Below are 25810 nucleotides of genomic sequence, written 5' to 3'. Positions count from 1 at the left end.
GATAACTTTGCGCGAGAGGACAGCGAAACTTAGTTCGGCAGAACCGTCGAACCCATCAACGCCTCGTCGATCGCGCGCGCGGCTTGGCGGCCCTCGCGGATCGCCCAGACCACCAGCGACTGGCCGCGGCGAACGTCACCGGCGGTCCAGAGCTTGTCGACCGAGGTCTTGTAGTCCTTGTCGTTGGCAACGACGTTGGTCGAGCCGCGGCGGTCGGTATTCACAGTCAGCTTGCCGTCGAGTTCCTTGAGCACGCTGTCGGTGAACGGGCCGCGGAAGCCGATGGCGATGAAGGCGAGGTCGGCGCGGATGACGAATTCCGTGCCGGCGATCGGCTTGCGGCGATCGTCCACTTCGCAGCACTTCACGCCTGTCAGAACGCCGTCTTCGCCGATGAATTCGAGCGTCGCGACCTGGAATTCGCGAACCGCGCCTTCGGCCTGCGAGGAGGAGGTGCGCATCTTCGTTGCCCAGAACGGCCAAACGGCGAGCTTGTCTTCCTTTTCGGGCGGCTGCGGACGAATGTCGAGCTGGGTCACCTTCACTGCGCCCTGACGGAACGCCGTGCCGACGCAGTCGGATGCCGTATCGCCACCGCCGACGACGACGATGTGCTTGCCGCCGGCCAGGATCGGATCGGCAGGCCAGCCGACGCTGTCGATGTTTTCGCGGCCGACGCGGCGATTCTGCTGCACGAGATAGGGCATGGCGTCATGGACGCCGGCCAGCGTCGTGCCTGGAATGCCGGCTTCGCGCGGGGTTTCCGAGCCGCCGCAGTAGAGCACGGCATCATGGTCGGCCAGAAGCTGCTCGACCTTGACATCGACACCGACATTGACGCCGCAATGGAAGGTGACGCCTTCGCCCTTCATCTGCTCGACGCGGCGATCGATGAAGTTCTTCTCCATCTTGAAGTCCGGAATGCCGTAACGCAGCAGGCCGCCCGGCTTGCTTTCGCGCTCGTAGACATGGACGTCGTGACCGGCGCGGCCGAGCTGCTGGGCGGCTGCCATGCCGGCAGGACCCGAGCCGATGATCGCGACCTTCTTGCCCGTATGCACGGTTGCCGGCTGCGGCCGGATGAAGCCGAGCTCATAGGCCTTGTCGGCAATCGCCTGCTCAACGGTCTTGATCGCGACCGGCGCATCTTCCAGGTTCAGCGTGCAGGCTTCCTCGCAAGGCGCGGGGCAGACACGACCGGTGAATTCCGGGAAGTTGTTGGTCGAATGCAGGTTGTGGATCGCCTGTTCCCAATTGTTGTTGTAGACGAGGTCGTTCCAATCGGGGATCTGGTTGTGCACCGGGCAGCCGGTCGGGCCGTGGCAATAGGGAATGCCACAGTCCATGCAGCGGGCTGCCTGTTTCTGCACTTCCTGGTCCGACATGGGGATCGTGAATTCACGGAAATGCCGGATGCGATCCGACGCCGGCTGATACTTCGCCACCTGCCGGTCGATTTCCAAGAAGCCTGTTACCTTGCCCATGCTTTCGTTTCCTCACTCTAAAAGAGGAGCTCATGGCTCCCGTGCCTGAGGGTCATCTCGGTTTCCCTGTCCGGCACTTTAATTCAAATCCGATTCCGCTATTCGACAGTCGCGATCGCCATGACGGCGATCGCAATGCGAGGCGAAACCCTCGGCTGGTTTCAGAACCGGGGCGGATTACTCTGCCGCCACGCTCATCCGGCTGCGCTCCATTTCCTCAAGGGCGCGGCGGTATTCGACCGGCATGACCTTGCGGAATTTCGGGCGGTAGTCGGCCCAGTGATCGAGGATTTCCTTGGCTCGGGTCGAGCCCGTATAGTGGACGTGGTTCGAAATCAGCTGGAAGAGACGCTCTTCGTCATGGCGCGTCATGTCATCCGAGACGTCGACGCGTCCCTTATGCATGATGTCGCCGCCGTGATGATGCAGCTTCTCCAGCAGCTCGTCTTCTTCAGGAACCGGCTCCAGCTCGACCATCGCCATGTTGCAGCGGCGGGCGAAATCGCCCTTCTCGTCGAGCACATAGGCCACGCCGCCCGACATGCCGGCCGCGAAGTTGCGCCCGGTTTCACCGAGCACCACGACGACGCCGCCGGTCATATATTCGCAGCCATGGTCGCCCACGCCCTCGACGACGGCGATCGCGCCGGAGTTTCTGACCGCAAAGCGCTCACCCGCGACACCGCGGAAGTAGCACTCGCCCTCGGTTGCACCGTAGAGCACGGTGTTGCCGACGATGATCGAGTTTTCGGCGACGATCTTCGAATTCTCCGGCGGACGGATGATGATGCGGCCGCCCGAAAGGCCCTTGCCGACATAGTCATTGCCGTCGCCGACGAGGTTGAAGGTCACGCCCCGCGCCAGGAACGCACCGAAGGACTGACCGGCGGTGCCCCTCAGGGTGACGTTGATCGTGTCGTCCTTCAGGCCGCGATGGCCATAGCGCTTGGCAACCGCACCCGACAGCATGGCGCCGGCCGAACGGTCGACGTTCTTGATGTCGACTTCGAAGGCGACCGGCGTCTTGGAAGCGAGCGCCGGCTCCGCCTTCTCGATCAGCTTGCGGTCGAGAATATCGTCGATCGGGTGCTTCTGCACCGTCGTCCAGTAGGTCTCTTCCTTCGGCGCATCGACCTTGTGGAAGATACGGCTGAAATCGAGGCCTTCAGCCTTCCAGTGGGCAAGCATCTCATCCTTTTCGAGAAGCTCGGAAGCGCCGATGATATCGTCCAGCTTGGCAACGCCGAGCGAGGCGAGGATCTCGCGCACTTCTTCGGCCACGAAGAAGAAGTAGTTGATGACATGCTCTGGCGCGCCCTTGAAGCGCTTGCGCAGAACCGGGTCCTGGGTGGCGACACCAACCGGACAGGTGTTGAGATGGCACTTGCGCATCATGATGCAGCCGGCCGCGATCAGCGGCGCGGTCGCAAAGCCGAATTCGTCGGCACCCAGCAGCGCGCCGATGATGACGTCGCGGCCGGTCTTCAGACCGCCATCCACCTGCAGGGCGATGCGCGAGCGCAGCCCGTTCAGCACCAGCGTCTGCTGGGTTTCGGCAAGGCCGATTTCCCAGGGCGAACCGGCATGCTTCAGCGAAGTCAGCGGCGAAGCGCCGGTGCCGCCATCATAGCCCGAGACGGTGATGTGGTCGGCGCGCGCCTTGGCAACGCCGGCGGCAACCGTGCCGACGCCGACTTCCGAGACGAGCTTGACTGAGACATCCGAGGTCGGGTTGACGTTCTTCAGGTCGTAAATCAGCTGCGCCAGATCTTCGATCGAATAGATGTCATGATGCGGTGGCGGCGAGATCAGGCCGACGCCCGGCGTCGAGTGCCGGGTCTTGGCAACCGTAGCATCGACCTTGTGGCCGGGCAGCTGGCCGCCTTCGCCGGGCTTGGCGCCCTGCGCCACCTTGATCTGCAGCACGTCGGCATTGACCAGATATTCGGTCGTCACGCCGAAGCGGCCGGAGGCGATCTGCTTGATGGCGGAACGTTCCGGGTTCGGCGAGCCGTCGAAGAGCGGCATGTAGCGGTCGGCTTCCTCGCCGCCTTCGCCGGTGTTCGACTTGCCGCCGATGCGGTTCATGGCGATGGCCAGCGTCGTATGCGCCTCGCGGCTGATAGAGCCGAAGGACATGGCGCCCGTGGAGAAACGCTTGACGATATCGGCAGCTGGCTCGACCTCGTCGACCGAGATCGGCTTACGGCCGAGCGCTTCCGCACCCTTGATCTTGAAGAGACCGCGGATCGTGTTCATCCGAAGCGCCGACTCGTTGACCATTTCGGAGAATTCGCGATAGCGATCCTCGGCATTGCCGCGCACGGCATGCTGCAGGGCAGCCACCGCATCCGGCGTCCAGGCGTGGCTTTCGCCGCGCATGCGGTAGGCATATTCGCCGCCGATGTCGAGCGTGCTTGCCAGCAGCGGATCGCGGCCGAAAGCAGCCTTGTGACGGGAGACGGTTTCCTCGGCGATCGTCTCAAGGCCGATGCCTTCGATCATGGTCGCCGTGCCGAAGAAATACTTGTCGACCAGCTCCTGCTGCAAGCCAACGGCATCGAAGATCTGCGCGCCGCAATAGGACTGATAGGTCGAGATACCCATCTTCGACATGACCTTGAGGATGCCCTTACCAACAGCCTTGATGTAGCGGTAGACGACTTCGGTCGCATCCACTTCCTTCGGGAATTCGCCGCGCTGATGCATGTCGAGCAGCGTGTCGAAGGCCAGATAGGGGTTGATCGCTTCCGCGCCGTAGCCGGCCAGCAGGCAGAAGTGATGTACTTCGCGCGGCTCGCCGGTTTCGACGACGATACCGACCGAGGTGCGCAGGCCCTTGCGGATCAGGTGGTGATGCACGGCGGCGGTCGCCAGCAGCGCCGGGATCGCGATGCGGTCCGGTCCGATCTGGCGGTCGGAAAGCACGATGATGTTGTAGCCGCCGCGAACGGCCGCTTCCGCCCGCTCGCAGAGACGGTCGAGCATCTCGGGCATGCCTTCGGCGCCACGTTCGACATCATAGGTGAAGTCGAGCGTCTTGGTGTCGAAGCGATCCTCGGTGTGACCGATCGAGCGGATCTTTTCGAGATCGCCGTTGGTCAGGATCGGCTGGCGCACTTCCAGGCGCTTGGCATTGGCCATGCCAGTGTGATCGAGCAGGTTCGGACGCGGGCCGATGAAGGAGACAAGGCTCATGACGAGCTCCTCGCGGATCGGATCGATCGGCGGGTTCGTCACCTGCGCGAAGTTCTGCTTGAAGTAGGTGTAGAGCAGCTTCGGCTTGTCGGACATGGCCGAGATCGGCGTATCCGTGCCCATGGAGCCGACGGCTTCCTGCCCTGTCGTCGCCATCGGCGACATCAGGAGCTTGGTGTCTTCAGCCGTGTAGCCGAACGCCTGCTGGCGGTCGAGCAGCGACACGTCGCGGCGCAGCGCCCGCGGCTCCACCGGCTTCAGATCTTCCAGGATCAGCTGCGTGCGGTTCAGCCAGCTGCGATAGGGATGCTTGGTCGACAGTTCCGACTTCACCTCGTCGTCGGAGATGATGCGGCCCTTTTCCATATCGATCAGCAGCATCTTGCCCGGTTGCAGGCGCCACTTCTGGATGATCTTCTCTTCCTCGACGGGCAGAACGCCGGCTTCGGACGCCATGATGATGCGGTCGTCGCTGGTGACGAGATAGCGGGCCGGCCGCAGGCCGTTACGATCGAGCGTCGCGCCGATCTGCTTGCCATCTGTGAAGGCGACGGCGGCAGGGCCATCCCAAGGCTCCATCAGGGCGGCATGATACTCGTAGAACGCCTTGCGTTCCGGCGCCATCAGCTGGTTGCCGGCCCACGCCTCGGGGATGAGCATCATCATGGCATGCGCCAGGGAGTATCCGCCGCGTACGAGGAATTCGAGCGCGTTGTCGAAACACGCCGTATCCGACTGTCCCTCATAGGAGATCGGCCAGAGCTTGGAGATATCCTCGCCGAACAGCGGCGAAGAGACCGAAGCCTGGCGGGCGGCCATCCAGTTGACGTTGCCGCGCAGCGTGTTGATTTCGCCGTTATGCGCGACCATGCGGTAGGGATGCGCAAGCTTCCACGACGGGAAGGTGTTGGTCGAGAAACGCTGGTGCACAAGGGCAACCGCCGTCTCGAAACGCGGATCGGAGAGGTCCTTATAATAGGCGCCCACCTGATAGGCGAGGAACATACCCTTGTAGACGATGGTCGAGCTCGACAGCGACACGGGGTAGAAGCTGCTCTCCTCGCCCTCATATTCCGCATAGATGCGGTTGGAGATCACCTTACGCAGGGTGAAGAGGCGGCGCTCGAACTCCTCGTTCGTGCCGGCATCGCGGCCGGCGCCAATGAAGACCTGCACATGGTGCGGCTCGGTGGCGGCGATATCAGGCGCCTTCGACAGCGAGGAGTTGTCGACAGGCACGTCGCGGAAGCCGAGCAGAACCTGGCCTTCCTCGGCAACGACCTGCGTGATGGCGGTCTTGAAATGCTCGATCAGCGCCTCGTCGCGCGGCAGGAAGAAATGGCCGACGCCATACTCACCGGCCTTCGGCAGGATCACGCCCTGCTTGGCCATCTCCTCGCGGAAGAAGCGGTCGGGGATCTGCACGAGGATGCCCGCGCCGTCGCCCATGAGCGGATCGGCGCCGACAGCACCGCGATGCGTCAGGTTTTCGAGAATGAACAGGCCGTCGCGCACGATCTGGTGCGACTTCTGGCCCTTCATATGCGCGACGAAGCCGACGCCGCAGGCGTCATGTTCGTTACGCGGATCGTAGAGGCCCTGTTTCGGCGGGATGCCAACAGCGCGTTTCGACGTCTTGGCCGTAGCGGCAGCGTTCACTGCAGCGGTCTGGTCAAAACTCGTGGACGTCGTCCTGTTCGTCATCGTCTTCCCTCCGATAAGGCCCGCATCGCGGGCGCTCCTTCGTCCCGCGCGGTCCGTTTCCGGGGCCGACGCGCGACTGCGCTGTTGCATTGTGAAGATCCCGGCCGCGAACCGCGCCCCCTTAAATGGAGCCCGTCGTCAGCGTTCCGCGCCTTGCTATTCCACCGCCGCATTGCCCGCCGCCTGAAAGGCTTGAAAGGGCACGCTCCGGATAACTATAGCTCGAAATCCCGACATCGTCAGGACCCTCGGGCACATCTTCGGCCTCGGCGGCCAAAATAGGACAGCAACCCTGTCCTAATTCATCAGCTCTATGCCAGAAAGCTCAGGTCTTCGCAAGAGCAAAACGGCAAAAATTCGTCAACGAAAGACGTAAGATTGCCTTTGCTGCATAAATAGAGCAATAAAGTTTCGCTGCGGCGCATCATTTTATTTGTTGATTGCGTAGATCAATTTCTGTGATGCATTCCTCAAACTCATCCTCTTGATAGGTTTTAGCATTGGCGTAATGTCCGGCTGACTCTATCTAATCTCACCGCAATGTCCTCCTTCATCTGGTGCACCTTCATGTTCTTTGCTTCCGATAACTGGGCCGGCGCCCATCCTAAAGTCGCCGAGCGTCTGCTCGCTGAGTCCAGCGGTTTTGCCTCCGCTTACGGCACGAGCGAGCTCGACCAGCATGTCGAAGCCAAATTCGCTGACATTTTCGAGCGCGAGGTTGCCATCTTCTTCGTCGCAACGGGTACGGCCGCCAATTCCCTGTCGCTCGCCAGCGTCCAGAAGCCAGGCGGCATCAGCTTCTGTCACAGCGAGGCGCATGTCGCCGAAGACGAATGCGGCGCACCCGATTTCTTCAGCGGCGCACGTCTTGCAACGGTCGATGGCGCTCTCGGCAAGATCGATCCCAAGGCGCTCGCCGCCAAGATCGCCCGTTTCCCGCAGGATGCCGTCCATCACGGCCGCGCCGCCGCCGTGACGATCACGCAGGCGACGGAAATCGGCACCGTCTATTCGCTTGCGGAGATCGATGCCATCGCTGCCGTCGCCAAGGCGAACGGCCTGCCGCTGCATATGGATGGCGCGCGTTTCGCCAACGCCCTCGTCGCGCTCGGCACCACGCCTGCCGAAATGACATGGAAGCGCGGTGTCGACATTCTTTCCTTCGGCGCCACCAAGAACGGCTGCTGGTGCGCCGAGGCGATCGTCTTCTTCGATCCGGAGAAGGCAAAGGAGATGCATTTCATCCGCAAGCGCGCCGCCCAGCTCTTCTCCAAGTCGCGCTTCATTGCCGCCCAGTTCGACGGTTATTTCCAGGACGGCCTCTGGCTCGATTTGGCCCGCCATTCCAATGGCATGGCCGATCGTCTGCGCGCCGGCATCGAAAGGGTGCGGGACGCCCGTCTCGCCTGGCCGACGGCTTCCAACGAGGTTTTTGCGATCATATCGAAATCCTCCGCCAAGACGGCCGAAGACAAGGGAGCAAAATTCTACGAATGGCCTATCCCGGAATCCCAACCGGACCTGATCGGCAATGATGAAACGCTGATCCGCCTTGTTACCAGCTTCGCCACGACCGAGACCGATGTGGCGAACTTCCTCGCCTGCCTTGCGTGACCCGCATGAAAAAAGCGCCGGAGCCGGATTCAACCGGACGGCGCTCATAATGGCGACAACGAGGGTTAGTTTTGATTCCGATGGGCGAACATTGCAAAGTTCGATAAATCATCGCGATCGGACGCAGGCTTATGATGAACGATCATCGTCATTGCCACGACGCAAGCTACAAGTCCGGAAATGAAGATGGCACCATATATCATCGAGACGAATATCCTCCAGCAGTTCACCTATCGCCACCCAAGATAGCAGCGGAAGCTGACTTTGAACTGAATCTCAGGTGTCGCAAGGCGCAGAGCGTGAAGGAAAACGACAGCCGGCAAAGGAAATCCCGGAAAATTCCCAGCGCTATCCGCATGATCCGTATTGCTTTTGTCGCGAGGCTGCGAGCGGTATCGCTCTCAGTTCGATCTCGGCCCGCGGACCTTTGTCAGAATGTCTTCCGACAGCGCGTCGATCAGAAGTTGATTGGCACCCTTGCGTGGCACAAGCACGAATTCGACATCCTCCAGCGCCGGCAGCCAGCCCGGCGCAATTTCGCTCAGGCCGGCGGGCGCCATGCTCTGCGGCTGGACGAGAACGCCCATGCCGGCGCGGGCGGCAGCCGTCAGCCCGCTAAGGCTGCCACAGGTACAGACGATCCGCCATGGCACCTGCTGCCGGCGTAGTGCCTCCAGCGCCACCGCGCGGGTGACGCTGGGCGCGGGAAAGGCAATCAACGGCAGAGGTGCCGCAAGCCTGCGAATGCGCTCCGGATCGCGCGCCAGCCAGACCAGCGGCTCGCGATAGACGAGCTTGCCTCTCGCATCGCCGAGCCGGCGCTTGGCAAGCACCAGATCGAGATCGCCATTGTCCTGCATTTCATAGAGCGTGCCGCTGAGCGCGACCGTCAACTCCAGATCGACGGAGGGATGCGAACGCACGAATTCCTCCAGCACGTCGGGGAGCTGGCTGGTGACGAAATCCTCGGAAACGCCGAGCCGAAGATTGCCGCGCAGGCTGTTGCCGGCAAAAAGCTGCCGCACCTCCCCTTCGATCGACAGCATCTGGCGCGCATGTCCGAGCAGCGCCTCACCGTCATCGGTCAAAACGACGCGATGTGTGTCCCGCGCCAGCAATTTGCGTCCGATCTCCGTTTCCAACCGCTGTATATGCTGGCTGACGGTCGATTGCCCGAGACCGAGCCGCTCCGCGGCCAGTGTGAAGCTGCCCATCTGCTCGACGGCGACGAAGCTGCGCAACTGCGTGAGATCAAGCATGGCTTATCCTGTATTGCGATAACTGTTATTCCTTGCATCGTGGATCACAATAGGTCTATCTGCAAGGAGTCATCATCACTTGCAATGCGATTGGGGTAGGCACGATGCGCCGCTTTCTTCCTGACACCTTCACCATGCTGCTGGTGCTCACCGTTCTGACGGCGTCCTTCTTTCCGGTACAGGGGGCAAGCGCTCACTATTTCGGCATCGCCACCAATTTCGCCATCGGGCTCTTGTTCTTCCTGCATGGCGCGCGCCTGTCGCGCGATGTCGTCATCGCCGGCATGCTCCACTGGCGGCTGCACCTCGTCATCCTGCTGACGACCTTCGGCATCTTCCCGCTGCTGGTGCTGGCCATGGGGCATATCGTCCCGAACAGCATCCTGCCCGTGTCGCTCTATACCGGCATGCTGTTCCTGAGCGTGCTGCCCTCGACCGTGCAATCCTCCATCGCCTTCACCTCCATTGCCGGCGGCAACGTGCCCGCCGCGATCTGCGCCGCCTCCGCCTCCAACATCTTCGGCATGTTTCTGACGCCGCTGCTCGTCGGCATCCTGTTTTCCGTAGGCGGTCAGGGCGGCTTTTCCTGGGATGTTTTGTGGCAGATCATGCTGCAGCTGCTCGCTCCCTTCATCGCCGGCCAGCTGCTGCAGCCCTGGATCGGAGACTGGATCCGCTCGAAGAAGAAGATCCTGATGCCGGTCGATCGCGGCTCGATCCTGATGGTCGTCTATTCCGCCTTCAGCGAAGCCGTCGTCGAGGGGCTGTGGCACACGTTTTCGGTGGTCGACATCGCCACCGTGATCGTCGCCAACATGGTTCTGCTTGCCATGGTCATCTGCATCACCATGTTCGGCAGCCGCGCGCTCGGTTTCTCGAAGGCTGACGAGATCACCATTACCTTCTGCGGCTCGAAGAAGTCGCTGGCAAGCGGCGTACCGATGGCAAACGTCATCTTCGCCGGCCAGGGTATCGGCGCCATCGTGCTGCCGCTCATGCTGTTCCATCAGATCCAGCTGATGACCTGCGCCGTGCTTGCCCAGAAATATGCCGATGCAGCCAAGCGGCGCGAGGCTGAAAAGGCACAAGCAGGTGCAAAGTCCGGCGAAGCCACCAACGCTGCCTGAAGCTTTCGACATCGCGACAAAACAAAAGCGGCGCCCGGATGGAGCGCCGCTTCTTTTTTGATCTTGGGAGGATCAAGGGCATGACGAACTTTAGTCCGTCAGCCCGGACCTGACGGCTTAAATCCGCCGGCCCGGACATGGCGGTCGGGGACCGCCGGCCCGCCTTAGTTGATGTGAGCCTCGATGGACTTCGGAGCATCCACCTGTTCGGCCGCGATGGAGATGCGGCGGGGCTTCATGGCTTCCGGAATGTTGCGCAGCAGATCGATGTGCAGCAAACCATTCTTTAGCGAAGCAGCCTGAACCTCGACATGGTCGGCGAGCTGGAAGCGGCGCTCGAAGGCGCGCTTGGCGATACCGCGATAGAGATATTCGCTGGTTTCAGCCGGCTCTTCACTCTTTTCGCCCTTGACGTGAAGGACATGGGCGTGAGCCTCGATGCTCAGTTCCTTTTCATCGAAACCGGCAACGGCCATGGTGATGCGATAAGTATTTTCACCGGTGCGCTCGATGTTGTAGGGCGGATAGGTCTGTGCCTGATCCGGCTGGGCAAGGCTGTCGAGCATGGTGAACAGACGGTCGAAACCGACGGTGGAACGATAAAGGGGAGAGAAGTCTACGTGACGCATGGAGTCCTCCTGTGAGCGACGATTGCGATTTCAAGTTTTGCCCCACGGCCCCACTCCGGGCAGCCTCGGGACGGTTCTGCGAGCCCGTTTGGCACCCGCGAAAAAGAGATGGTGATCGCTTTTGCGGAGTTCAAGACCCCGCGCGGTTGAGGAAATTCCAAGAAAACCCTGCGTGAACCGCAGATGAACGCATGGTTCGGAACCCGTTCAGGCTGGCGGCCATATCTTCAAATCATCGGAACAACCATCGTCCGATGACTGAAGTGTATCGTCCCTTCTTCTTCAGTCCTTGCTCGGCCGGCGAAGCGGATCTCTCTATCTCCGCAAGCCGGCCTTTTTTCGCAGAACGAGAGCGATAGCAGCCCGTCTTGAATGGAAATCCACCGAGACTGATTGCTTAGATCGAAAGTCGTCCGTTCGCCGCGGCTATGAGCCGATGTACTTCATGCAGGCTGGAAGCCGAGCCCAAGCAAAGTTTCAGGATTTCCTCATTGGGTTCCATCTGATCCGGCACCATGATTGTCATCATGCCGGCTCCGGAGGCAGATCTTATTCCGTTATGTGAATCTTCCAGAGCGAGACAGGAAGATGGCTCGATACCTAGCCGGGCGGCAGCCGCCAGAAATGGATCGGGAGCGGGCTTACTTTCCGCATAGTCGCCATACGCGACAATCTGATGGAAACGATGCGTCAAGCCGTGGGCTTCGAGATGATGATCGACGCTATGACGGAATGAGGACGTCGCTATCGCTCGTGGAATATCGAGTTCGTCCAGAAGATCCAGCAATTCCGAAACCCCTGCTTTCAGAGCAAGCTCCGTTTCGCCCAAGACGCTGAAATGCTTGAGCCAGAGAGATCGCACATCGTCGACCGGAAAAGAGGAGCCATAGAGAAGAAGCAGCGAATGGCGGTTCACATGCCAAGGCGAACCAATCATGGGACGGTACAAATCCCATGTCATTTCATAGCCATACTCCGCAGTCGCCGTGATCAGCGAACGTATGTAGAGCGACTCGGTGTCAAAGAGCAGTCCATCCATGTCGAACACGACTGCACGGGGTGGTTGAGGGAGTTTCATCCTATAGCCGTTACCAGCATGGGACGAGGACGACAAGCTCGCCGATGCCGAAAACCATGCCTCGCTACGCAGCGACCTAGCGACGACCCTACCGCAAAAGCTTCAGCGAACCGGTCAACGACTTCACCCATTTCGAAGGCCCCGCCAGCCCCAGGCCGTCGATCGCCTCGCCGGCGAGATCGCGATCCGGAAACGTCGCCTCATAGTCCCTATAATCGTGCAGCGCTCGGGCAAAGGCAGGAAACGGAACGATCGCGCGGTCGTTTTCCACCGGCAAGGTCTTCAACACAAGAGATCGTATGGTCTCCGCATCCGCCTGCAGTATCGGAACGGGCATGTTCGAGCTGATGTCGATCGTACGCTCCTCCTTGTCGGTCAATTGCCTGGCCGCGAGCGCGGGAAACTTTGCACCCAACCCGATCGAGATGGCACCGGTGGTATTGGCGATCAGACCGAGCGGCAATGCCGGATTGATGATGATGGCAACACGAATATCGGGAAGCATGGCGACCTGCTGCTATTGAGTTATGGGCGTACAGGATATCTCCGAGATCAGGGGAATTCTTACCTTTCGTTGCAAATAATAACGTGAATATGGTAGAGAGTACCAAATTCCGTTGAATTTGAGGTCGGATATGCCTAAGCCCCTTGAGCCCGTCGATCTGCGTATCCTCGAAGCGCTTCAGAAGGACGGACGCCTGACGAATCAGGCGCTTTCCTCGAAAGTCGGGCTCTCGACGTCGCCATGCTGGCGGCGCGTGCGCGAGCTGGAGGAAACAGGTGTGATCCAGGGTTATGCGGCAACATTGGACAGACGCCGGATCGGTCTCGGCGTTCTCGCCTTCATCAGAGTGAAGATCGACAGCCACAGCGAAGCGGAGGCCGAGGAATTCTCACGCGACGTCTTGAAGCTCAACGAAGTCGTAGCCTGCTACAGCATCGCCGGCGACGCGGATTTCCTGCTGCAAGTGGTGGCGACCGATCTCGACAGCTATGCGGATTTCGCCATGGCGGTCGTTCGCCGGCTGCCACGCATCAAGGAAATGCAGACGACCTTCGTACTCAAGGAAATCAAGCCTTTCAAGGGCCTTCCGCTTGAGGTCGGGCAGCGATAGCCGACGACACTTGGCGGCCACGCATATCCTGCGAGCCCTTTACGTTTGGATTGAAGCCATCCTATTCTAGTTCATCCTGTTGCAGGTAAGTGGCGACCCACCCCGGGGTATTGAATGTCGGCGCTCCCTTTTTCGAAGATTTCCGCATCGCTGAACGCGGTGCTCGCTGCAATCGGCCTGTTGACCGTGGCGGCACTCACGACGCCTGATATAACTGGACAGACCAGGCTCATCCTGCAAGTTCTGCTCGCCGGCATCTGGGCTGCCTACGGTCTGCAACTGATCGAGACGCTGATCGTGCAGCGGACGAAAGGCGTTCGCGGCAGCGCACCGGAAATCGCCGTCGACATATTGGCTGTTCTGGTCCCTCTGGCCGCCTTCCTTCTCGTCCGCGGCCGCGACCAAAGCCTCTATTGCGCCATCTGGCTTTTGAAGCCACTGCGCGGCTCGATCTTCTTCCGGCTGCTCGGCAGGGTCCTGACCAAGGAAGCGCGCAACCTGATCGGCGTCACCTCGATCTTCGGCATCGTTCTGTTCGGCGCGGCGCTCGTAGCTTATATCATCGAACGCGACGTTCAGCCCGACAAGTTCGGCAGCATCCCGCTGGCGATGTGGTGGGCGGTGGTGACGCTGTCGACGACAGGGTATGGCGACGAGATTCCGCAAAGTTTCGCCGGCCGCGTCCTCGCAGGCCTGGTCATGATGAGCGGAATCGGCATTTTCGCGCTCTGGGCCGGCATCCTCGCCACCGGCTTCTACGAAGAGGTTCGCCGCCAGGATTTCGTGCGCAACTGGCAACTGGTTGCCGCGGTGCCGCTCTTCCAGAAACTTGGTTCGGCCGCGCTTATTGAGATTGTCAGAGCGCTGAGACCGCGTGTCGTGCCGGCAGGCGGCGTCATCTGCCGCAAGGGCGAGGCCGGCGACCAGATGTACTTCATCGTCGAGGGCCGCGTCAGCGTCGCGACGCCGAACCCGGTGGAACTCGGCTCCGGCAGTTTCTTCGGTGAGATGGCGCTGATCACCGGCGAGCCCCGCTCGGCAACCGTCAGCGCCGCGACCGAAGTCTCCCTGCTGTCGCTCTATGCGTCGGATTTCCAGATGCTATCGAGCAGCAGCCCGGAGATCGCAGACATCATTCGCAAAACCGCGCTGGAGCGGCGCGGAGCGACACCGAAGGCTTGACGGAAAGGCATCGCGATCGACGTCATACCGCAGGCGCCTTCAAGGGCACCACGAATTGCCGACACCGCTGGCCCGCTTTTTCTGATCTTCCGACGGCCATCCCGTCGTGCATTGACGTCGATACAAGGGATGTGGCAGCCTGACGAATATTGAGCGCCGTCCAGCTTTAAATGGCGCTTGTCATTTTGGTTCGGCACGGCTCGATGCACCCCCGATTACTCAAGACATTTCTGGCGGTCGCGCGGAACCGGAATTTCACCCGCGCAGCCGAAGAGGTCCATCTCGCGCAATCGAGCGTGAGCGACCAGATCCAGTCGCTTGAAGCCGAATTGGGCACTGCGCTTTTTATCCGGTCGAGATCGGGCCTGGAGCTGACGGCGGCTGGCGAGGCACTGAAACCCTATGCCGAGGAATTATTGGCAATCGCCAACGAGGCGCGCGCTACCGTTGAAGCAGCCTCGGCGGCTGCGGCTGGCACGGTGACGATCGGCGCGCTTGAGACCATTGCTTCCATGAAGCTTCCGCAATGGCTGCCGGCCCTTCAGCGCGATCATCCCGATATCGATCTGCGGGTGAAGGTAGCGGGCAGTGGCGACCTGTTGCGCAAGCTCGAAACCGGTGAGATCGACGTCGCCTTCTGTTTTGACAGGGGCGAGGTTGATGAACGCCTCGCAAAGCGGGTGATATCGACGGAGCCGTTGATCCTCATCACCCCTCCCGCACAGGAGGCATCATCGAAGACAAGCGATCTGGCAGCACTTGCTTCGATGAACTTCGTGGCAACCGAAGCCGGCTGCGTCTACCGGCACCTGTTCGACAAGGCATTCGAGGCGGCAGGGATGGCAGCACCAAAGCTCGCCGCCGAAGTCGGCAGCATCGGTACCATTGCTCGCCTCGTGGCTGCCGGTACAGGATCGAGCTTGGTTCCGTGGTTTGCCGTCGCGGACGCACTCCATCGTGGCGAACTCGACGAAATGCCCTGGCCGGGGCCGATGCGGACAGCTTCGCTTGTGATGATCTGGCGGCGCAGGCGTGTTCAGCCGCCAGCTTTGAAGCTGTTCCTGGCGTTCGCAAGCACCGGCTTTGCGTCCGCTAAATCAGCCGATGCCCGCCCTCGACATGCAGTACCGTCCCCGTTGTAAAGGCGTTGCCCATCAGGAAGCTGATAGCGTCGGCGATGTCTTCCGGTTGGCCCACCCGTCCGACCAACAGCCGTTTTGCCATGGCACCTAAGGTTTCTTCTTTTTGGTCGCCGGCAACGAACGTCCAGATGGGCGTATCGACCCACCCCGGTGAAACGGCATTCACCCGAATGGGCGCCAACTCGACTGCAAGCGCGCGAACCAGCCCTTCCAGGCCAGCATTGACCGCAGCGACCACCGACCCCCGGGTGGCCGGACGATAAGCGGCAATGCCTGACGTGAACGTAATGGAGCCAGTGGCAGAGAGTAAGGGCGACCCATATTTCGCAAGCAGCAACGGGCCGTAGAATTTACTTTCCACGACCCTCTGCGCAGCCCTGAGGTCCAGCGAAGGCAGCAGCTCATAAGCGCCTTCGATATCGGCGGCGGTGCTTACGATATGGTCGAGCCGGCCGATGCGCTCAAACAGACCGGCGACTTGGCTTTCTTGCGTGATATCGACCGTCTCGACGAAAAGCGATGGGCTTTGAAGTTCCGTTGAAACGCGCTTGAGCTTATCCGCGTTCCGTCCAGCGACGATGACCTCCGCCCCGGCTGCGAGCGCGCGTTTCGCCAACGCCAACCCCATTCCGGAGCTGCCGCCGACAATAAGAATTCTTGAATCCGCAATTTCGGTGATTGCCATGTCTTCCATTCCCGCAGGTGATATCAACGGCCGAACATTCGCAAAGCTGCGCAAGAAGATGAAACGGAGAAAAACGATAGTGCCATCGGAATCGCCGATTGAGGATTATCGTCTTTAGGAGCACGGAATCGATTGCCGGAGCCGCCAACAAACCTGTTGCAATTCCCCCAGCCTGCGCTATCCCCTTGAGATGAAACATTGGTCAGCGAGGCGCGACACCGTCATGGATTCGATCCTCTATTCCACGGCAGACAATCCGGTACCGGAAAACCGCACCGAAGGCTTCTTCGAAAGTTTCGACGGACGCAAGCTGCGCTACGCCGTCTTCCGCTGCGAGCAGCCGGTCGCGAAGGGAACCGTTGTCCTGCTACAGGGCCGCAACGAATTCATCGAGAAATATTTCGAGACGATCCGTAACCTCACGGCCAAGGGCCTGTGGGTTGCGACCTTCGATCTGCGCGGCCAGGGCGGATCCGAGCGACTGCTGAAAGACCCGTTGCGCGGCCATATCCGCCATTTTTCCGATTACGAGCGGGATCTGACCGCCTTCCTCGACAAGATCGTCCTGCCGGATACACGTCTGCCCTTTTTTCTCCTTGCTCATTCGACGGGCGGGCTGATTGCCCTGTCTGCCGCGCCGAGGCTTGCGAGCCGAATTGAGCGCATGGTGCTGTCTGCCCCCTTCATCGGCTTGACCGGGCACGGCGCCTCACCCGGCTTTATCCGCTTCCTCTCCGGTGCGGTCAGCGGCATCGGCCTGGGCCGCATGCAGTTCAGCAAGAAATTCAAGGAAAGACCCTTCGCCGACAACCCGTTGACGACAGACGAGCAGCGCTACCGCCGCAACATCGGCATCGGCGCGGCTTATCCGCAGCTTTGCCTGGGTCCGCCGACGGCGCGCTGGCTATCGCAGGCTTTGCGGGCGATCGAACGGGTCAATAAGCCCGAACACCTGTTTTCGATCCACGTCCCCACCGTCCTGATCGCGCCGACGCGCGACGGCGTCGTGCCCTATGCCGATCAGGAACGGCTGTCACGCTATTTCCGTGCCGCCCAGCTCGTTCCCATTCACGGCGCCAAGCATGAAATCCTGCAGGAACGGGACATCTATCGCAATCAGGCACTCGCCGCGATCCACGCCTTCATCCCCGGCAGCGACGCCGAAACCAATGCCTATGAGATCGAAGCGGAAGCCTGAGCGGCTTAGAAACTCCGTGAAAGTTGAGCTGCTCTAGCGAGACAGCACAGCCAAAGCCTGTTCATAAACAGCGCGGCTGCCTGCGGCGATGATCGTTCCACCCATTTCCGGCCGACCGCCATCCCAGGTGGTCATGATGCCGCCGGCCTGCTCAACGACAGGAATGATGCCGCCGACATCATAGGGTTTCAGCGAATTCTCGATGACGAGATCGATATGGCCTGCGGCCAGCAGCGCATAGGCATAGCAATCCGTGCCATAACGGAAAAGCCGGACCTGGCTTTCGATCTCGCGATATTTGGCAAGCTCCTCGCCGACGAACAGATGCGGCGAGGTGGTGAAGAGGATGGCGTTCGAAAGGCTGCCGCAATCGCGGACCTGCAGCCGCTTTTCGCCATCCGGCCCCGAATAGGTGGAACCATTGCCATCGGCAAAATAGCGCTCGCCCGTAAAAGGTTGGTCGATCATCCCCATGAGGGCGCGGCCGTTCTTCTGCAGGCCGATCAGCGTTCCCCATACCGGAACGCCAGAGATGAAAGCGCGCGTGCCGTCGATCGGATCGATGACCCATATATGCTCGCGATCGAGCCCGACGCTGCCGTGCTCCTCGCCCAGAATGCCATGGTCGGGAAATTCGGCCTCGATCAATGCGCGAATCGCCTCTTCGGCGGCGCGGTCCCCTTCCGTCACCGGATCGAAGCCCTTGGCTTCCTTGTTGACCACATCGACACCGGTACGAAAGCGCGGCAGGGTTTCGGCCTTGGCCGCCTCGGCCAGACGATAGAAGAACGAGCGATCGGGAAGCATGGTCAATCCACGTAAATGACAGGATGGGCGATGTCATATCCCATATAGGCCCTGAAGCAAACCGGATGATGATGCAACAGGCGCCCTGCCCGCCAATCAGGCAGGATTTTTGAATCTGCCCAAATATTTTGCAGTGCAATAAAGTGCTTGACATTTGTGCAATGCGATATCAGTATCCAGCTACAGTCTTCTGACTGTAAATACCCTCCTTGGGTGTTTCCTCCCTAGACTTAGCCGCGCCACGAGCGCGGTTCTTTTTTGCTAAGGCTATATTTGTTTTGTGGGATGGAGCGGCAAGCGCAGGGGCATCTCGCCCTTGGCGGGCGAGAAAGCAATTTCACTGGTGTAGGAATTGCGATACCGGACGTGTCGCCTTCAAAAGTCTGACGCAATTTCTAAGCCATTGAAATTGCAAGAGCGAGGGTCCGTTTCTTGCTCGCCCAATTCGGAGATTGCGAGCGCTCCCGCCTACCCTCTCTCTTGCAAAATCCAGCACTTGGCTGAAGCTACATGCTAATTTTGCTTTCTCGCCCGCCAAGGGCAAGATATCCCTACTCGGCAGCCAACGCCGGATCGCCCGTATAGGATTCCACATGCTCGGCCATGCGCTTCATGAAAAGCGTAATGGCAGCCGCGACCTCGTTGAAATCCGGCCGTTTCTCCAGCGTCGTCTCGTCGACATAGAGCGACCGGTTGACCTCGATCTGCAGCGCATGCAGCCCGCGCGAGGGACGGCCGTAATGCTCGGTGATGAAGCCGCCGGCATAGGGCTTGTTGCGCACGGCGTTGAAGCCGAGTTCCTCGAGGATCTGCATGGCGGCACGCGAAAGCTCTGCCGAGGCGCTGGTGCCATAGCGATCGCCGAGGATGAAATCGGGCCGCATATTGCTGCCGGCGATGCGGATATTGCCAGGCATGGAATGACAATCGACCAGCACGCCGAAGCCGAACTTGACATGGGTGCGCGCAATCAGCCGCCGAAGCGTTGCATGATAGGGCTTGTAGATCGTGTCGATGCGCTTCAACGCATCCTCGACCGGCACGCGCCGCGCATAGATTTCCATATTCTCGGCGACGATTCGCGGGATCGTCCCGAGCCCGCCGGCGACCCGCAGCGAATTGATGTTCGCGTAAGGCGGCAAGGCGCCGTCGAACATGCGCGGATCGAGCTCATAGGGCTCGCGATTGACGTCGATATAGGCGCGCGGAAAATTGGCAAGCAGCAACGGTGCGCCGAGGGAACTTGCCGCCGAAAAAAGCTCGTCGACATAATGGTCTTCCGAGCGGCGGATGGCGATGCCCTGCAGGCGGGACTGGGCGATGAAATCGGGGGGATAAATGCGACCGCTATGGGGCGAGCTGTAGACAAACGGTATGGTCTGGGAGGCGGGCTCCGATACCTCGAAAATCTCGAAACTACGCATTTCCGCGGACATCAACGTCTTTACCATGTCAACAACTTGTCGCAGTAATCATGTTGCCAGTTGCATGACCGCAAGTCCATAGTAACTTGACCGAAATGGCCTTAATCCAAAGCGCCGTATTCGAAATCTCCCGATGTCCGCTCGGCGGAAACGCAGGGCGTTTTCGCAGAACGAAGTCATGCTTTGAACAAAAGCAGGATTGGCGCGTTTTGGCCGACTATTCACGGCTTGTTTACGGCGCTGCGCTAACCTAAAAGCTGGACAAGTCCAACAGACAAAGTTGATTAGCGATAGAGATGATGACCCAGAAGATACTTCTTGCCGAAGACGACAACGACATGCGTCGCTTTCTCGTGAAGGCACTCGAAAAAGCCGGCTACAAGGTCTTGTCCTTTGACAATGGAGCCAGCGCTTACGACCGGCTGCGCGAAGAGCCGTTCTCGCTGCTTTTGACCGACATAGTCATGCCCGAGATGGACGGTATCGAGCTGGCGCGCCGCGCTACCGAACTCGATCCGGACCTGAAAGTGATGTTCATCACCGGCTTTGCCGCCGTCGCGCTGAATCCCGATTCGAAGGCGCCGAAGGATGCCAAGGTTCTTTCCAAGCCTTTCCACCTTCGGGAACTCGTCGACGAAGTCAACAAACTCCTTGCCGCGTAAGGCTTTCGGCGGCCACGTCACAAAACCGAAAAAAAGCCTATTGACGGCCACCAAGGTTTTGTGATCTATGCGCCGCCATCGGATGGGCGTGTAGCTCAGCGGGAGAGCACTACGTTGACATCGTAGGGGTCACAGGTTCAATCCCTGTCACGCCCACCATCCTAATTCGCTGAAAAGCAAAGGCCTTTCGAGAAATCGAAAGGCCTTTTTAGTTTCGTCATCGACTTGCTGAACCTAAGTTTGCCTTGGAGCAGATTGGCCAATGAGCCGATCGGGAGCCAAAACGAATTGCAGACGATCAGCGATCCAGGAAATGCCGGAACACCGCCGTCGTGGGATAGGCGTAGGCACCGCGATCGACAAAACCGTGGCGGTAGAGGCAATCCCGCAGAGCCAGCCAGTAAAGCGTGCTGTTTGGATCCGGAGAGCCACGGTGCCAGGAATAAGCCTCAGGCTCGCAGCGATCGAGAACCCTCTCGTATGTCGCAAGCACCACCGGATCGCTGTCGGCGCGAATGCCGTGATAGGTCTGATAGTTTGAAGGCGCCTCACCTGCTGAGACGCATGCCAGGCTCAAAATCGCTCCCAGCGCTAACATCATTCTCATGTGCTTCGATCTCCAACTAGAGCAATTCCGGAAAAAGTGCGAAGCGCCTTTCCGTCCGGAACTGCGTAAAAGCAAAAGATAGAGCGGGTCAGAGGTTTTATGAAAAGCTGAACCGCTCCTCCCGCGCCCGAAAATTCGAGCGCAGGTCGAGAATAATCGTCTTTTGGAAGATAGCCAATCACATGCTGATGTTCGCGGCGATTGCGAGTTGCACGCCGCCTGCGACACAAGTTCTCGCCAGAAGCCGCTTGACTTCCGGGCGCGCCGTCATCCTACTGTCATATCAGCGCATCGATCATACGGGAGGACGAGATGACGGTGATGAAGCGGCAGTTCTACAAGAACCACAAGCCGAATGGCGATGAATACATGTTCCATCTCGCCCGCGACACCGAGAGCGGCGAGGTCTACGTCATCCGCCAGGCGGACTATGTCGTCGACGGCGGCAGCGAGAAAACCATGACCCTCTACGAATTCCTGGCCGGCGGCGGCAACCGCCAGAACGCCCTGCTGCAGTTGATCGGCTCGCTCGTCCCGGAATCGGCCCCTCACTGAAATCCGCACAACCCTGAGCGGTCGTTTTGCGATAGCGGCCTGCTCCGGTTACGAGCGTGAAGCACAACGGGCGATCGGACCGATCGGCGGCCGGTTCAGGCTCGCGCCCTGCTTTGGGTTGACTGCCACATTTTGATCGGCAAACTGCGTGGGCTTGAAAGGAGCCCTTCTTATGCGATTCGCAGGCATTGCTTTTGGATTGACCGTCTTGGCCGCGACCTCGGCCGGCGCAGTGGAAAATTTCCCGTCGCAAGGCGTCACCGTCGTCAGTGGAAAATGTTCCAAACTCGTGGTCGGCAAGCTCGACGCCTCCAAAGGATGCAAGGCCGAAATCGCCAGCGTGACGGGTCCGGACGGCTCGGTGACCTTCATCTTCACATCAGGCGGCAAGATGCTCGGCTTCCAGGGCAACGGCAAGGGTATCAAGCCCGGCAGTGAGAAGGGAACCGCGCAGCTGCCGATCGATGTCATCTCGACAGGGGCCGGCAGCAAGATATCCGGTCAAGTCGAGGCAAAGGGCACGTGCACCTTTGCCAATCCCTACGCAGGCAAGCCGATTGCCATCCAATGCTCGGCGAAATCGACGGAAATGAGCTTCAACGGCAGCTTCACGTCCGACGGCAAAACGCCGCGGCACAAATAAGCAGGCATTGCCGTCGCACAAGGCGCGGTCCGTTTAATGCTGCGGGCCGCTCTTTTGCTTGTGGTTATGATTGGCGTCTGCCGGCGCTTCGCGCGAGAGATCCGCGCCGTTGACATGGGCGGGGACATGCACATCCTCATGGGTCACGGGATGCAGCGTCAGATCCACCTGATGTGGCGGCAGGACCTGGGCCTGGCGAAGCGTGTTCGGCCGAGCCTTCTTCTGCCGCTCCGTCAATTCCGGCTTCTGCGATGGTTCGTTGCGGTGAATGGAATAAGGGCTCATGGGAGCTTCTCCTGTCGATCGCTGTATTGAAGGTAACGGATCCGCTCGAGGGATCCGCGTAGCGGACGGCGCAAACATGCGTGAGGGGCAAACGCGGCCTTTTCCGTTTGGTTCCCCAAATTCGCAATTATTGGGAGCAAGGTCAGCAGGCCCTATTTCAACTCTTGACCTGCGTCGCGACTTCACTAACTATTGACTATCTCCGCGCCTTCCTGACATCGGCGACGGATTGAACTTTGGTGCCGGGCCCCTCTGGCGAGAGTTTTCACGGCGCTCTCGCGATGTCGGTACCGCCTGCAGATGAGCCGGCGGATTTCTTTCATGAACAGCTTGACCATGCCTCGCCCGCATGCCGTCTTCGGCATATGGCTGCCCGTTCCATCCGAAAATCATCAGTTCCTTTGTGGCGAGGTGCGCCCATGACGCCGCCCGCCGCCTCCAAATCCGTACTCGGCTATTTCGGCTGGGCCTTTGCCGTCACCATCGGTGGCCTTGCACTCGGCGCCTTTCTGGGCTGGAACACCACCGGCACGATGGGTGGCCTCGCCACGGCCTTCTTCATCTGCGCGGTTCTCGCCGTATTGGAGATTTCTCTCTCCTTCGACAATGCCATCGTCAATGCCAACAAGCTGAAGGAGATGACGCCGGTCTGGCAGCATCGCTTCCTGACATGGGGCATCATCATCGCCGTCTTCGGCATGAGGATCGTCTTTCCGCTGGCAATCGTCGCGATCGCCGCCTGGATCGACCCGTGGGAGGCGCTGAAGCTGGCCGCCACCAAGCCGGAGCAATATGCCGAGATCATGCAGAATGCACATCTGCCGATCGCCGCCTTCGGGGGCACGTTCCTGATGATGGTCGGCCTGACCTATTTCTTCAATCACGAAAAGGATGTGCACTGGATCGGCTTCATCGAGAAGCGCATGGCGCATTTCGCCACCGTCAAGGGCGTTGAAATCGCCTTCGTGCTGGTTCTTGTTCTGATCTTCAGCTCTCTGCTCGACGGCGACGATTCGACGACCTTTCTGCATGCCTCCATCTATGGCCTCCTGACCTTCCTCCTGGTGGAAGTCCTGGCAGGTTTCCTGGATGCCTCGCAAAAGACGATGAGCGCAGCCGCAAGGGGCGGCTTCGGCGCATTTCTCTATCTCGAAATCCTCGACGCCAGCTTCTCCTTCGACGGCGTCATCGGCGCATTTGCCCTGACGCAGAACCTGTTCATCATCGCCATCGGCCTTGGCATCGGCGCCATGTATGTCCGCTCCATGACGATCATGCTGGTGGAAAAGGGCACGCTTGCCCATTACCGCTACCTCGAGCACGGTGCCTTTTACGCCATCCTGATCCTCTCGGTGATCATGTATGTGCAGACGCTGTTCCACATTCCTGAAGTCATCACCGGCCTCGGCGGCGCGGCCCTGATCGGCATCTCACTCTGGTCGTCGATCCGCTACAACAGGCGCAACGCCCTCGACCATTTGCCGGCACATGGCGAACAGCACGACAGGGCGGAAGCGTAGACGCCCAGCCGCTGAAGGCTGCTGTTTGCGAACGAGCAATCCAGAATCTATGGCGGAGACCGTTTCCCGACGGCCTCCGCCTTTTCATGCAGGACAGCGCCGTGAATGGATTTTCATTGGGATTTCCGCTCCGAGATCGCCGAATGTTTACGCTGCCGACATATTAGCGCTAGCGTTTTGCCGAAAAATATCGCAATGGCGATTGACGTTGTCGAAGGAGCATGGCGGAAGGCGCAGCGGTTGCGCTTCCTGGCGGTCGGCTCTCGAATGAAGTGTCTAGGAGAGGCAGAGTATGGCAGCAAAGATCGTTCCGGTGATTATGGCAGGCGGCAAGGGTACACGGCTATGGCCGCTATCGCGCGCATCCGCTCCGAAGCAATTCATCCAGTTCATCGGCGACAAGACGCTGTTTCAGAACACGCTAGAGCGCGTTGCCGATCCTGAACTTTACGAAGCGCCGATCGTCCTGACCAACGAGGAATTCCGCTTCCTCGTTGCGGAACAGGCTCGCGAGCTCGACCTGAAACTGGCCGCCGTTCTGCTGGAGCCGGTCGCCCGCAATACCGCTGCCGCCGTCGCAGCTGCCGCCGCGCTCGTCACCGAGCTTTTCGGCAAGGACGCGATCATGCACGTCCTCGGCTCGGACTATGAGATCGATGCCAACGCGACCTATTACGATTGCGTGCGCCAGGCGCGCGACACCGCCCTTCAGGGCAAGCTCGTCACCTTCGGCATCAAGCCGACGGAACCGGCCACCGGCTATGGCTATATCGAAAGCGGCAAGGCGCTTTCGACCGGCGCCCATGCCGTCAAGCGCTTCGTCGAGAAGCCGGCGCTGGACAAGGCTCAGGAAATGGTGGCAAGCGGCAGCTTCTACTGGAACTCCGGCATGTTCATGTTCTCGGCGGCGCAGCTTCTGGACGAAATGAAGGAATATGCGTCCGACGTCGAGAAGGCGGCCAGCAAGGCCGTTTCCAAGGCAACCCGCGACCTCGATTTCACCCGTCTGGATGCCGATGCCTTCTCCAAGAGCCCCGACATTTCCATCGACTACGCGCTGATGGAAAAGACGGCGAACGCCGCCGTCGTTCCCTCGCCCTTCACATGGTCCGATCTCGGCAGCTGGGACGCGGTCTGGAAAGTCGGTAATCGTGACGAAAGCGGCAACGTATCGGCCGGCGCCACGACACTGGTCAACACGAAGAATTCGCTCGTGATGACGCACAGCCTGCACGTCGCCGTACAGGGGCTTGAGGACGTCGCCGTCATCGCCAGCGAGGACGCCGTCTATGTCGGCCACCTCAAGGACAGCCAGGAAGTCGGCAAGCTCGTCAAGCTGCTCGCAAGCGAGAAGAAGACCGCCAAGCTCACTGAGACGCACCCGACCTCCTATCGCCCTTGGGGCGGCTATACCTCGGTGCTGAACGGCGAGCGCTTCCAGGTCAAGCGCATCTTCGTGCTTCCGGGCAAGAAGCTGTCGCTGCAGAAGCATCACCACCGCTCCGAGCACTGGATCGTCGTCAAGGGCACGGCCGAAGTGACAGTCGGCGAAAACGTGCAGATGCTGCGCGAAAACGAATCGATCTATATCCCGCTCGGCGAAGTGCATCGCCTGTCGAACCCCGGCAAGATCCTGCTGGAGCTGATCGAAGTGCAGACCGGCTCCTATCTCGGCGAGGACGACATCATCCGCCTGGTCGACGAGTTCGGCAGAAGCTGATCGCAAGCAAACGGATCCGGATTTCAGAACGGCGGGCAAAAGCTCGCCGTTTTTTTCTTGGCATTACACGGCAGGAGCTTCCGAAGCGCCGGGAGACGCCTTGCTTTCTTTCGCTGCATTGCACACACTGTTAGTGGGAACAGCAATCACCGCACAACGATGCGGGCTAGGC

Annotated in this window: 22 protein-coding genes and 1 tRNA gene; 12 read left to right on the top strand and 11 right to left on the bottom strand. The window is 60.0% G+C overall.

Translation table 11 applies throughout. The annotated features are described in order from the left end of the window. Window positions 1–29: 29 nt before the first annotated feature. Both DQ393_RS19135 and gltB read right to left on the bottom strand, forming a co-directional pair. Complete coding sequence (locus DQ393_RS19135; protein ID WP_112343318.1) at window positions 30–1484, bottom strand: glutamate synthase subunit beta; 1455 nt, start codon at window positions 1482–1484, stop codon at window positions 30–32. 177 nt (window positions 1485–1661) lie between these two features. Further along, on the bottom strand, window positions 1662–6386 hold the full coding sequence (gltB, locus tag DQ393_RS19130; RefSeq protein WP_112343317.1) for a glutamate synthase large subunit: 4725 nt from the start codon (window positions 6384–6386) through the stop codon (window positions 1662–1664). Between the two features lie 567 nt (window positions 6387–6953). Here gltB and DQ393_RS19125 point away from each other — a divergent pair. Further along, window positions 6954–8000, top strand: coding sequence for a threonine aldolase family protein (locus DQ393_RS19125; protein ID WP_112343425.1), 1047 nt, complete (start codon window positions 6954–6956; stop codon window positions 7998–8000). Window positions 8001–8401: 401 nt separating this feature from the next. Here DQ393_RS19125 and DQ393_RS19120 read toward each other — a convergent pair whose 3' ends face one another. Then, entirely contained in the window at window positions 8402–9259 is an 858-nt protein-coding gene (locus DQ393_RS19120; RefSeq protein WP_112343316.1) for a LysR family transcriptional regulator, read from the bottom strand. Between the two features lie 104 nt (window positions 9260–9363). On the opposite strand from DQ393_RS19120, the gene DQ393_RS19115 reads away from it, so the two are divergent. After that, window positions 9364–10386, top strand: coding sequence for a bile acid:sodium symporter family protein (locus DQ393_RS19115; RefSeq protein WP_112343315.1), 1023 nt, complete (start codon window positions 9364–9366; stop codon window positions 10384–10386). A 164-nt stretch (window positions 10387–10550) separates the two neighbouring features. On the opposite strand, the gene DQ393_RS19110 is transcribed toward DQ393_RS19115, so the two are convergent. The 3 genes from DQ393_RS19110 to DQ393_RS19100 form a co-directional block, all read right to left on the bottom strand. Further along, window positions 10551–11015: an Hsp20 family protein gene (locus tag DQ393_RS19110; RefSeq protein ID WP_112343314.1), complete on the bottom strand. Its 465-nt coding sequence runs from the start codon at window positions 11013–11015 to the stop codon at window positions 10551–10553. Window positions 11016–11412: 397 nt separating this feature from the next. Beyond that, window positions 11413–12063, bottom strand: coding sequence for an HAD family hydrolase (locus tag DQ393_RS19105; RefSeq protein WP_348628024.1), 651 nt, complete (start codon window positions 12061–12063; stop codon window positions 11413–11415). Between the two features lie 118 nt (window positions 12064–12181). Further along, a complete protein-coding gene (locus DQ393_RS19100; RefSeq protein ID WP_112343312.1) occupies window positions 12182–12598 on the bottom strand; it encodes a DUF2000 domain-containing protein in 417 nt (138 codons plus the stop codon). Between the two features lie 130 nt (window positions 12599–12728). On the opposite strand from DQ393_RS19100, the gene DQ393_RS19095 reads away from it, so the two are divergent. From DQ393_RS19095 to DQ393_RS19085, 3 genes are all read left to right on the top strand, one after another. Then, window positions 12729–13208: an Lrp/AsnC family transcriptional regulator gene (locus DQ393_RS19095; protein WP_112343311.1), complete on the top strand. Its 480-nt coding sequence runs from the start codon at window positions 12729–12731 to the stop codon at window positions 13206–13208. 114 nt (window positions 13209–13322) lie between these two features. Further along, window positions 13323–14390, top strand: a complete 1068-nt coding sequence (locus DQ393_RS19090) for a cyclic nucleotide-gated ion channel (RefSeq protein WP_112343310.1) — start codon at window positions 13323–13325, stop codon at window positions 14388–14390. Window positions 14391–14593: 203 nt separating this feature from the next. Beyond that, a complete protein-coding gene (locus DQ393_RS19085; RefSeq protein ID WP_112343424.1) occupies window positions 14594–15532 on the top strand; it encodes a LysR family transcriptional regulator in 939 nt (312 codons plus the stop codon). Here the strand turns inward: DQ393_RS19085 and DQ393_RS19080 are convergent. Next, a complete protein-coding gene (locus DQ393_RS19080) occupies window positions 15483–16217 on the bottom strand; it encodes an SDR family oxidoreductase (protein ID WP_112343423.1) in 735 nt (244 codons plus the stop codon). The two genes, DQ393_RS19085 and DQ393_RS19080, sit on opposite strands and share 50 nt — an antisense overlap. A gap of 223 nt (window positions 16218–16440) precedes the next feature. On the opposite strand from DQ393_RS19080, the gene DQ393_RS19075 reads away from it, so the two are divergent. Continuing rightward, a complete protein-coding gene (locus tag DQ393_RS19075) occupies window positions 16441–17415 on the top strand; it encodes an alpha/beta fold hydrolase (protein WP_112343309.1) in 975 nt (324 codons plus the stop codon). Between the two features lie 33 nt (window positions 17416–17448). On the opposite strand, the gene hisN is transcribed toward DQ393_RS19075, so the two are convergent. Continuing rightward, window positions 17449–18222: a histidinol-phosphatase gene (hisN, locus tag DQ393_RS19070; protein ID WP_112343308.1), complete on the bottom strand. Its 774-nt coding sequence runs from the start codon at window positions 18220–18222 to the stop codon at window positions 17449–17451. A gap of 551 nt (window positions 18223–18773) precedes the next feature. Continuing rightward, the gene (locus DQ393_RS19065) at window positions 18774–19673 is read right to left on the bottom strand and encodes an N-formylglutamate amidohydrolase (RefSeq protein WP_245430399.1); all 900 of its coding nucleotides are present in this window, start codon (window positions 19671–19673) and stop codon (window positions 18774–18776) included. 272 nt (window positions 19674–19945) lie between these two features. On the opposite strand from DQ393_RS19065, the gene cpdR1 reads away from it, so the two are divergent. Together cpdR1 and DQ393_RS19055 are read left to right on the top strand one after the other, a co-directional pair. Beyond that, window positions 19946–20308 (top strand): response regulator CpdR1, encoded by a 363-nt coding sequence (cpdR1, locus tag DQ393_RS19060; protein WP_004117561.1) that lies wholly within the window; start codon window positions 19946–19948, stop codon window positions 20306–20308. Window positions 20309–20392: 84 nt separating this feature from the next. Next, window positions 20393–20467 (top strand) — tRNA-Val (locus DQ393_RS19055). A 139-nt stretch (window positions 20468–20606) separates the two neighbouring features. Here the strand turns inward: DQ393_RS19055 and DQ393_RS19050 are convergent. Beyond that, window positions 20607–20915, bottom strand: a complete 309-nt coding sequence (locus tag DQ393_RS19050; protein WP_112343307.1) for a hypothetical protein — start codon at window positions 20913–20915, stop codon at window positions 20607–20609. A 312-nt stretch (window positions 20916–21227) separates the two neighbouring features. On the opposite strand from DQ393_RS19050, the gene DQ393_RS19045 reads away from it, so the two are divergent. Both DQ393_RS19045 and DQ393_RS19040 read left to right on the top strand, forming a co-directional pair. After that, entirely contained in the window at window positions 21228–21470 is a 243-nt protein-coding gene (locus DQ393_RS19045; protein ID WP_112343306.1) for a hypothetical protein, read from the top strand. Window positions 21471–21642: 172 nt separating this feature from the next. Beyond that, entirely contained in the window at window positions 21643–22113 is a 471-nt protein-coding gene (locus tag DQ393_RS19040; protein ID WP_112343305.1) for a hypothetical protein, read from the top strand. A gap of 33 nt (window positions 22114–22146) precedes the next feature. Here DQ393_RS19040 and DQ393_RS19035 read toward each other — a convergent pair whose 3' ends face one another. After that, window positions 22147–22398 carry a hypothetical protein gene (locus tag DQ393_RS19035; protein WP_112343304.1) on the bottom strand — a complete coding sequence of 84 codons (252 nt, stop codon included), beginning with the start codon at window positions 22396–22398 and terminating at the stop codon, window positions 22147–22149. 419 nt (window positions 22399–22817) lie between these two features. Here DQ393_RS19035 and DQ393_RS19030 point away from each other — a divergent pair, with 419 nt between their 5' ends. Both DQ393_RS19030 and DQ393_RS19025 read left to right on the top strand, forming a co-directional pair. Continuing rightward, window positions 22818–23918: a DUF475 domain-containing protein gene (locus tag DQ393_RS19030; protein ID WP_112343303.1), complete on the top strand. Its 1101-nt coding sequence runs from the start codon at window positions 22818–22820 to the stop codon at window positions 23916–23918. 292 nt (window positions 23919–24210) lie between these two features. Beyond that, window positions 24211–25638, top strand: a complete 1428-nt coding sequence (locus tag DQ393_RS19025; protein ID WP_112343302.1) for a mannose-1-phosphate guanylyltransferase/mannose-6-phosphate isomerase — start codon at window positions 24211–24213, stop codon at window positions 25636–25638. The last annotated feature ends 172 nt before the right edge of the window (window positions 25639–25810 follow it).

The sequence above is a fragment of the Martinezella tropici genome, assembly GCF_003287875.1.
Classification (GTDB): domain Bacteria; phylum Pseudomonadota; class Alphaproteobacteria; order Rhizobiales; family Rhizobiaceae; genus Rhizobium; species Rhizobium tropici_C.
Note: the sequence above shows the minus strand (reverse complement) of the source record. Positions and strands in the feature narration are given on the sequence as shown.

What these genes read in the sequence shown, in the direction of transcription:
- DQ393_RS19135 (WP_112343318.1), bottom strand. Translation starts at nt 1,484, where the DNA reads ATGGGCAAGGTAACAGGCTTCTTGGAAATCGACCGGCAGGTGGCGAAG.
- gltB (WP_112343317.1), bottom strand. Translation starts at nt 6,386, where the DNA reads ATGACGAACAGGACGACGTCCACGAGTTTTGACCAGACCGCTGCAGTG.
- DQ393_RS19125 (WP_112343425.1), top strand. Translation starts at nt 6,954, where the DNA reads ATGTTCTTTGCTTCCGATAACTGGGCCGGCGCCCATCCTAAAGTCGCC.
- DQ393_RS19120 (WP_112343316.1), bottom strand. Translation starts at nt 9,259, where the DNA reads ATGCTTGATCTCACGCAGTTGCGCAGCTTCGTCGCCGTCGAGCAGATG.
- DQ393_RS19115 (WP_112343315.1), top strand. Translation starts at nt 9,364, where the DNA reads ATGCGCCGCTTTCTTCCTGACACCTTCACCATGCTGCTGGTGCTCACC.
- DQ393_RS19110 (WP_112343314.1), bottom strand. Translation starts at nt 11,015, where the DNA reads ATGCGTCACGTAGACTTCTCTCCCCTTTATCGTTCCACCGTCGGTTTC.
- DQ393_RS19100 (WP_112343312.1), bottom strand. Translation starts at nt 12,598, where the DNA reads ATGCTTCCCGATATTCGTGTTGCCATCATCATCAATCCGGCATTGCCG.
- DQ393_RS19095 (WP_112343311.1), top strand. Translation starts at nt 12,729, where the DNA reads ATGCCTAAGCCCCTTGAGCCCGTCGATCTGCGTATCCTCGAAGCGCTT.
- DQ393_RS19090 (WP_112343310.1), top strand. Translation starts at nt 13,323, where the DNA reads ATGTCGGCGCTCCCTTTTTCGAAGATTTCCGCATCGCTGAACGCGGTG.
- DQ393_RS19085 (WP_112343424.1), top strand. Translation starts at nt 14,594, where the DNA reads ATGCACCCCCGATTACTCAAGACATTTCTGGCGGTCGCGCGGAACCGG.
- DQ393_RS19080 (WP_112343423.1), bottom strand. Translation starts at nt 16,217, where the DNA reads ATGGCAATCACCGAAATTGCGGATTCAAGAATTCTTATTGTCGGCGGC.
- DQ393_RS19075 (WP_112343309.1), top strand. Translation starts at nt 16,441, where the DNA reads ATGGATTCGATCCTCTATTCCACGGCAGACAATCCGGTACCGGAAAAC.
- hisN (WP_112343308.1), bottom strand. Translation starts at nt 18,222, where the DNA reads ATGCTTCCCGATCGCTCGTTCTTCTATCGTCTGGCCGAGGCGGCCAAG.
- DQ393_RS19065 (WP_245430399.1), bottom strand. Translation starts at nt 19,673, where the DNA reads ATGGTAAAGACGTTGATGTCCGCGGAAATGCGTAGTTTCGAGATTTTC.
- cpdR1 (WP_004117561.1), top strand. Translation starts at nt 19,946, where the DNA reads ATGACCCAGAAGATACTTCTTGCCGAAGACGACAACGACATGCGTCGC.
- DQ393_RS19050 (WP_112343307.1), bottom strand. Translation starts at nt 20,915, where the DNA reads ATGAGAATGATGTTAGCGCTGGGAGCGATTTTGAGCCTGGCATGCGTC.
- DQ393_RS19045 (WP_112343306.1), top strand. Translation starts at nt 21,228, where the DNA reads ATGACGGTGATGAAGCGGCAGTTCTACAAGAACCACAAGCCGAATGGC.
- DQ393_RS19040 (WP_112343305.1), top strand. Translation starts at nt 21,643, where the DNA reads ATGCGATTCGCAGGCATTGCTTTTGGATTGACCGTCTTGGCCGCGACC.
- DQ393_RS19035 (WP_112343304.1), bottom strand. Translation starts at nt 22,398, where the DNA reads ATGAGCCCTTATTCCATTCACCGCAACGAACCATCGCAGAAGCCGGAA.
- DQ393_RS19030 (WP_112343303.1), top strand. Translation starts at nt 22,818, where the DNA reads ATGACGCCGCCCGCCGCCTCCAAATCCGTACTCGGCTATTTCGGCTGG.
- DQ393_RS19025 (WP_112343302.1), top strand. Translation starts at nt 24,211, where the DNA reads ATGGCAGCAAAGATCGTTCCGGTGATTATGGCAGGCGGCAAGGGTACA.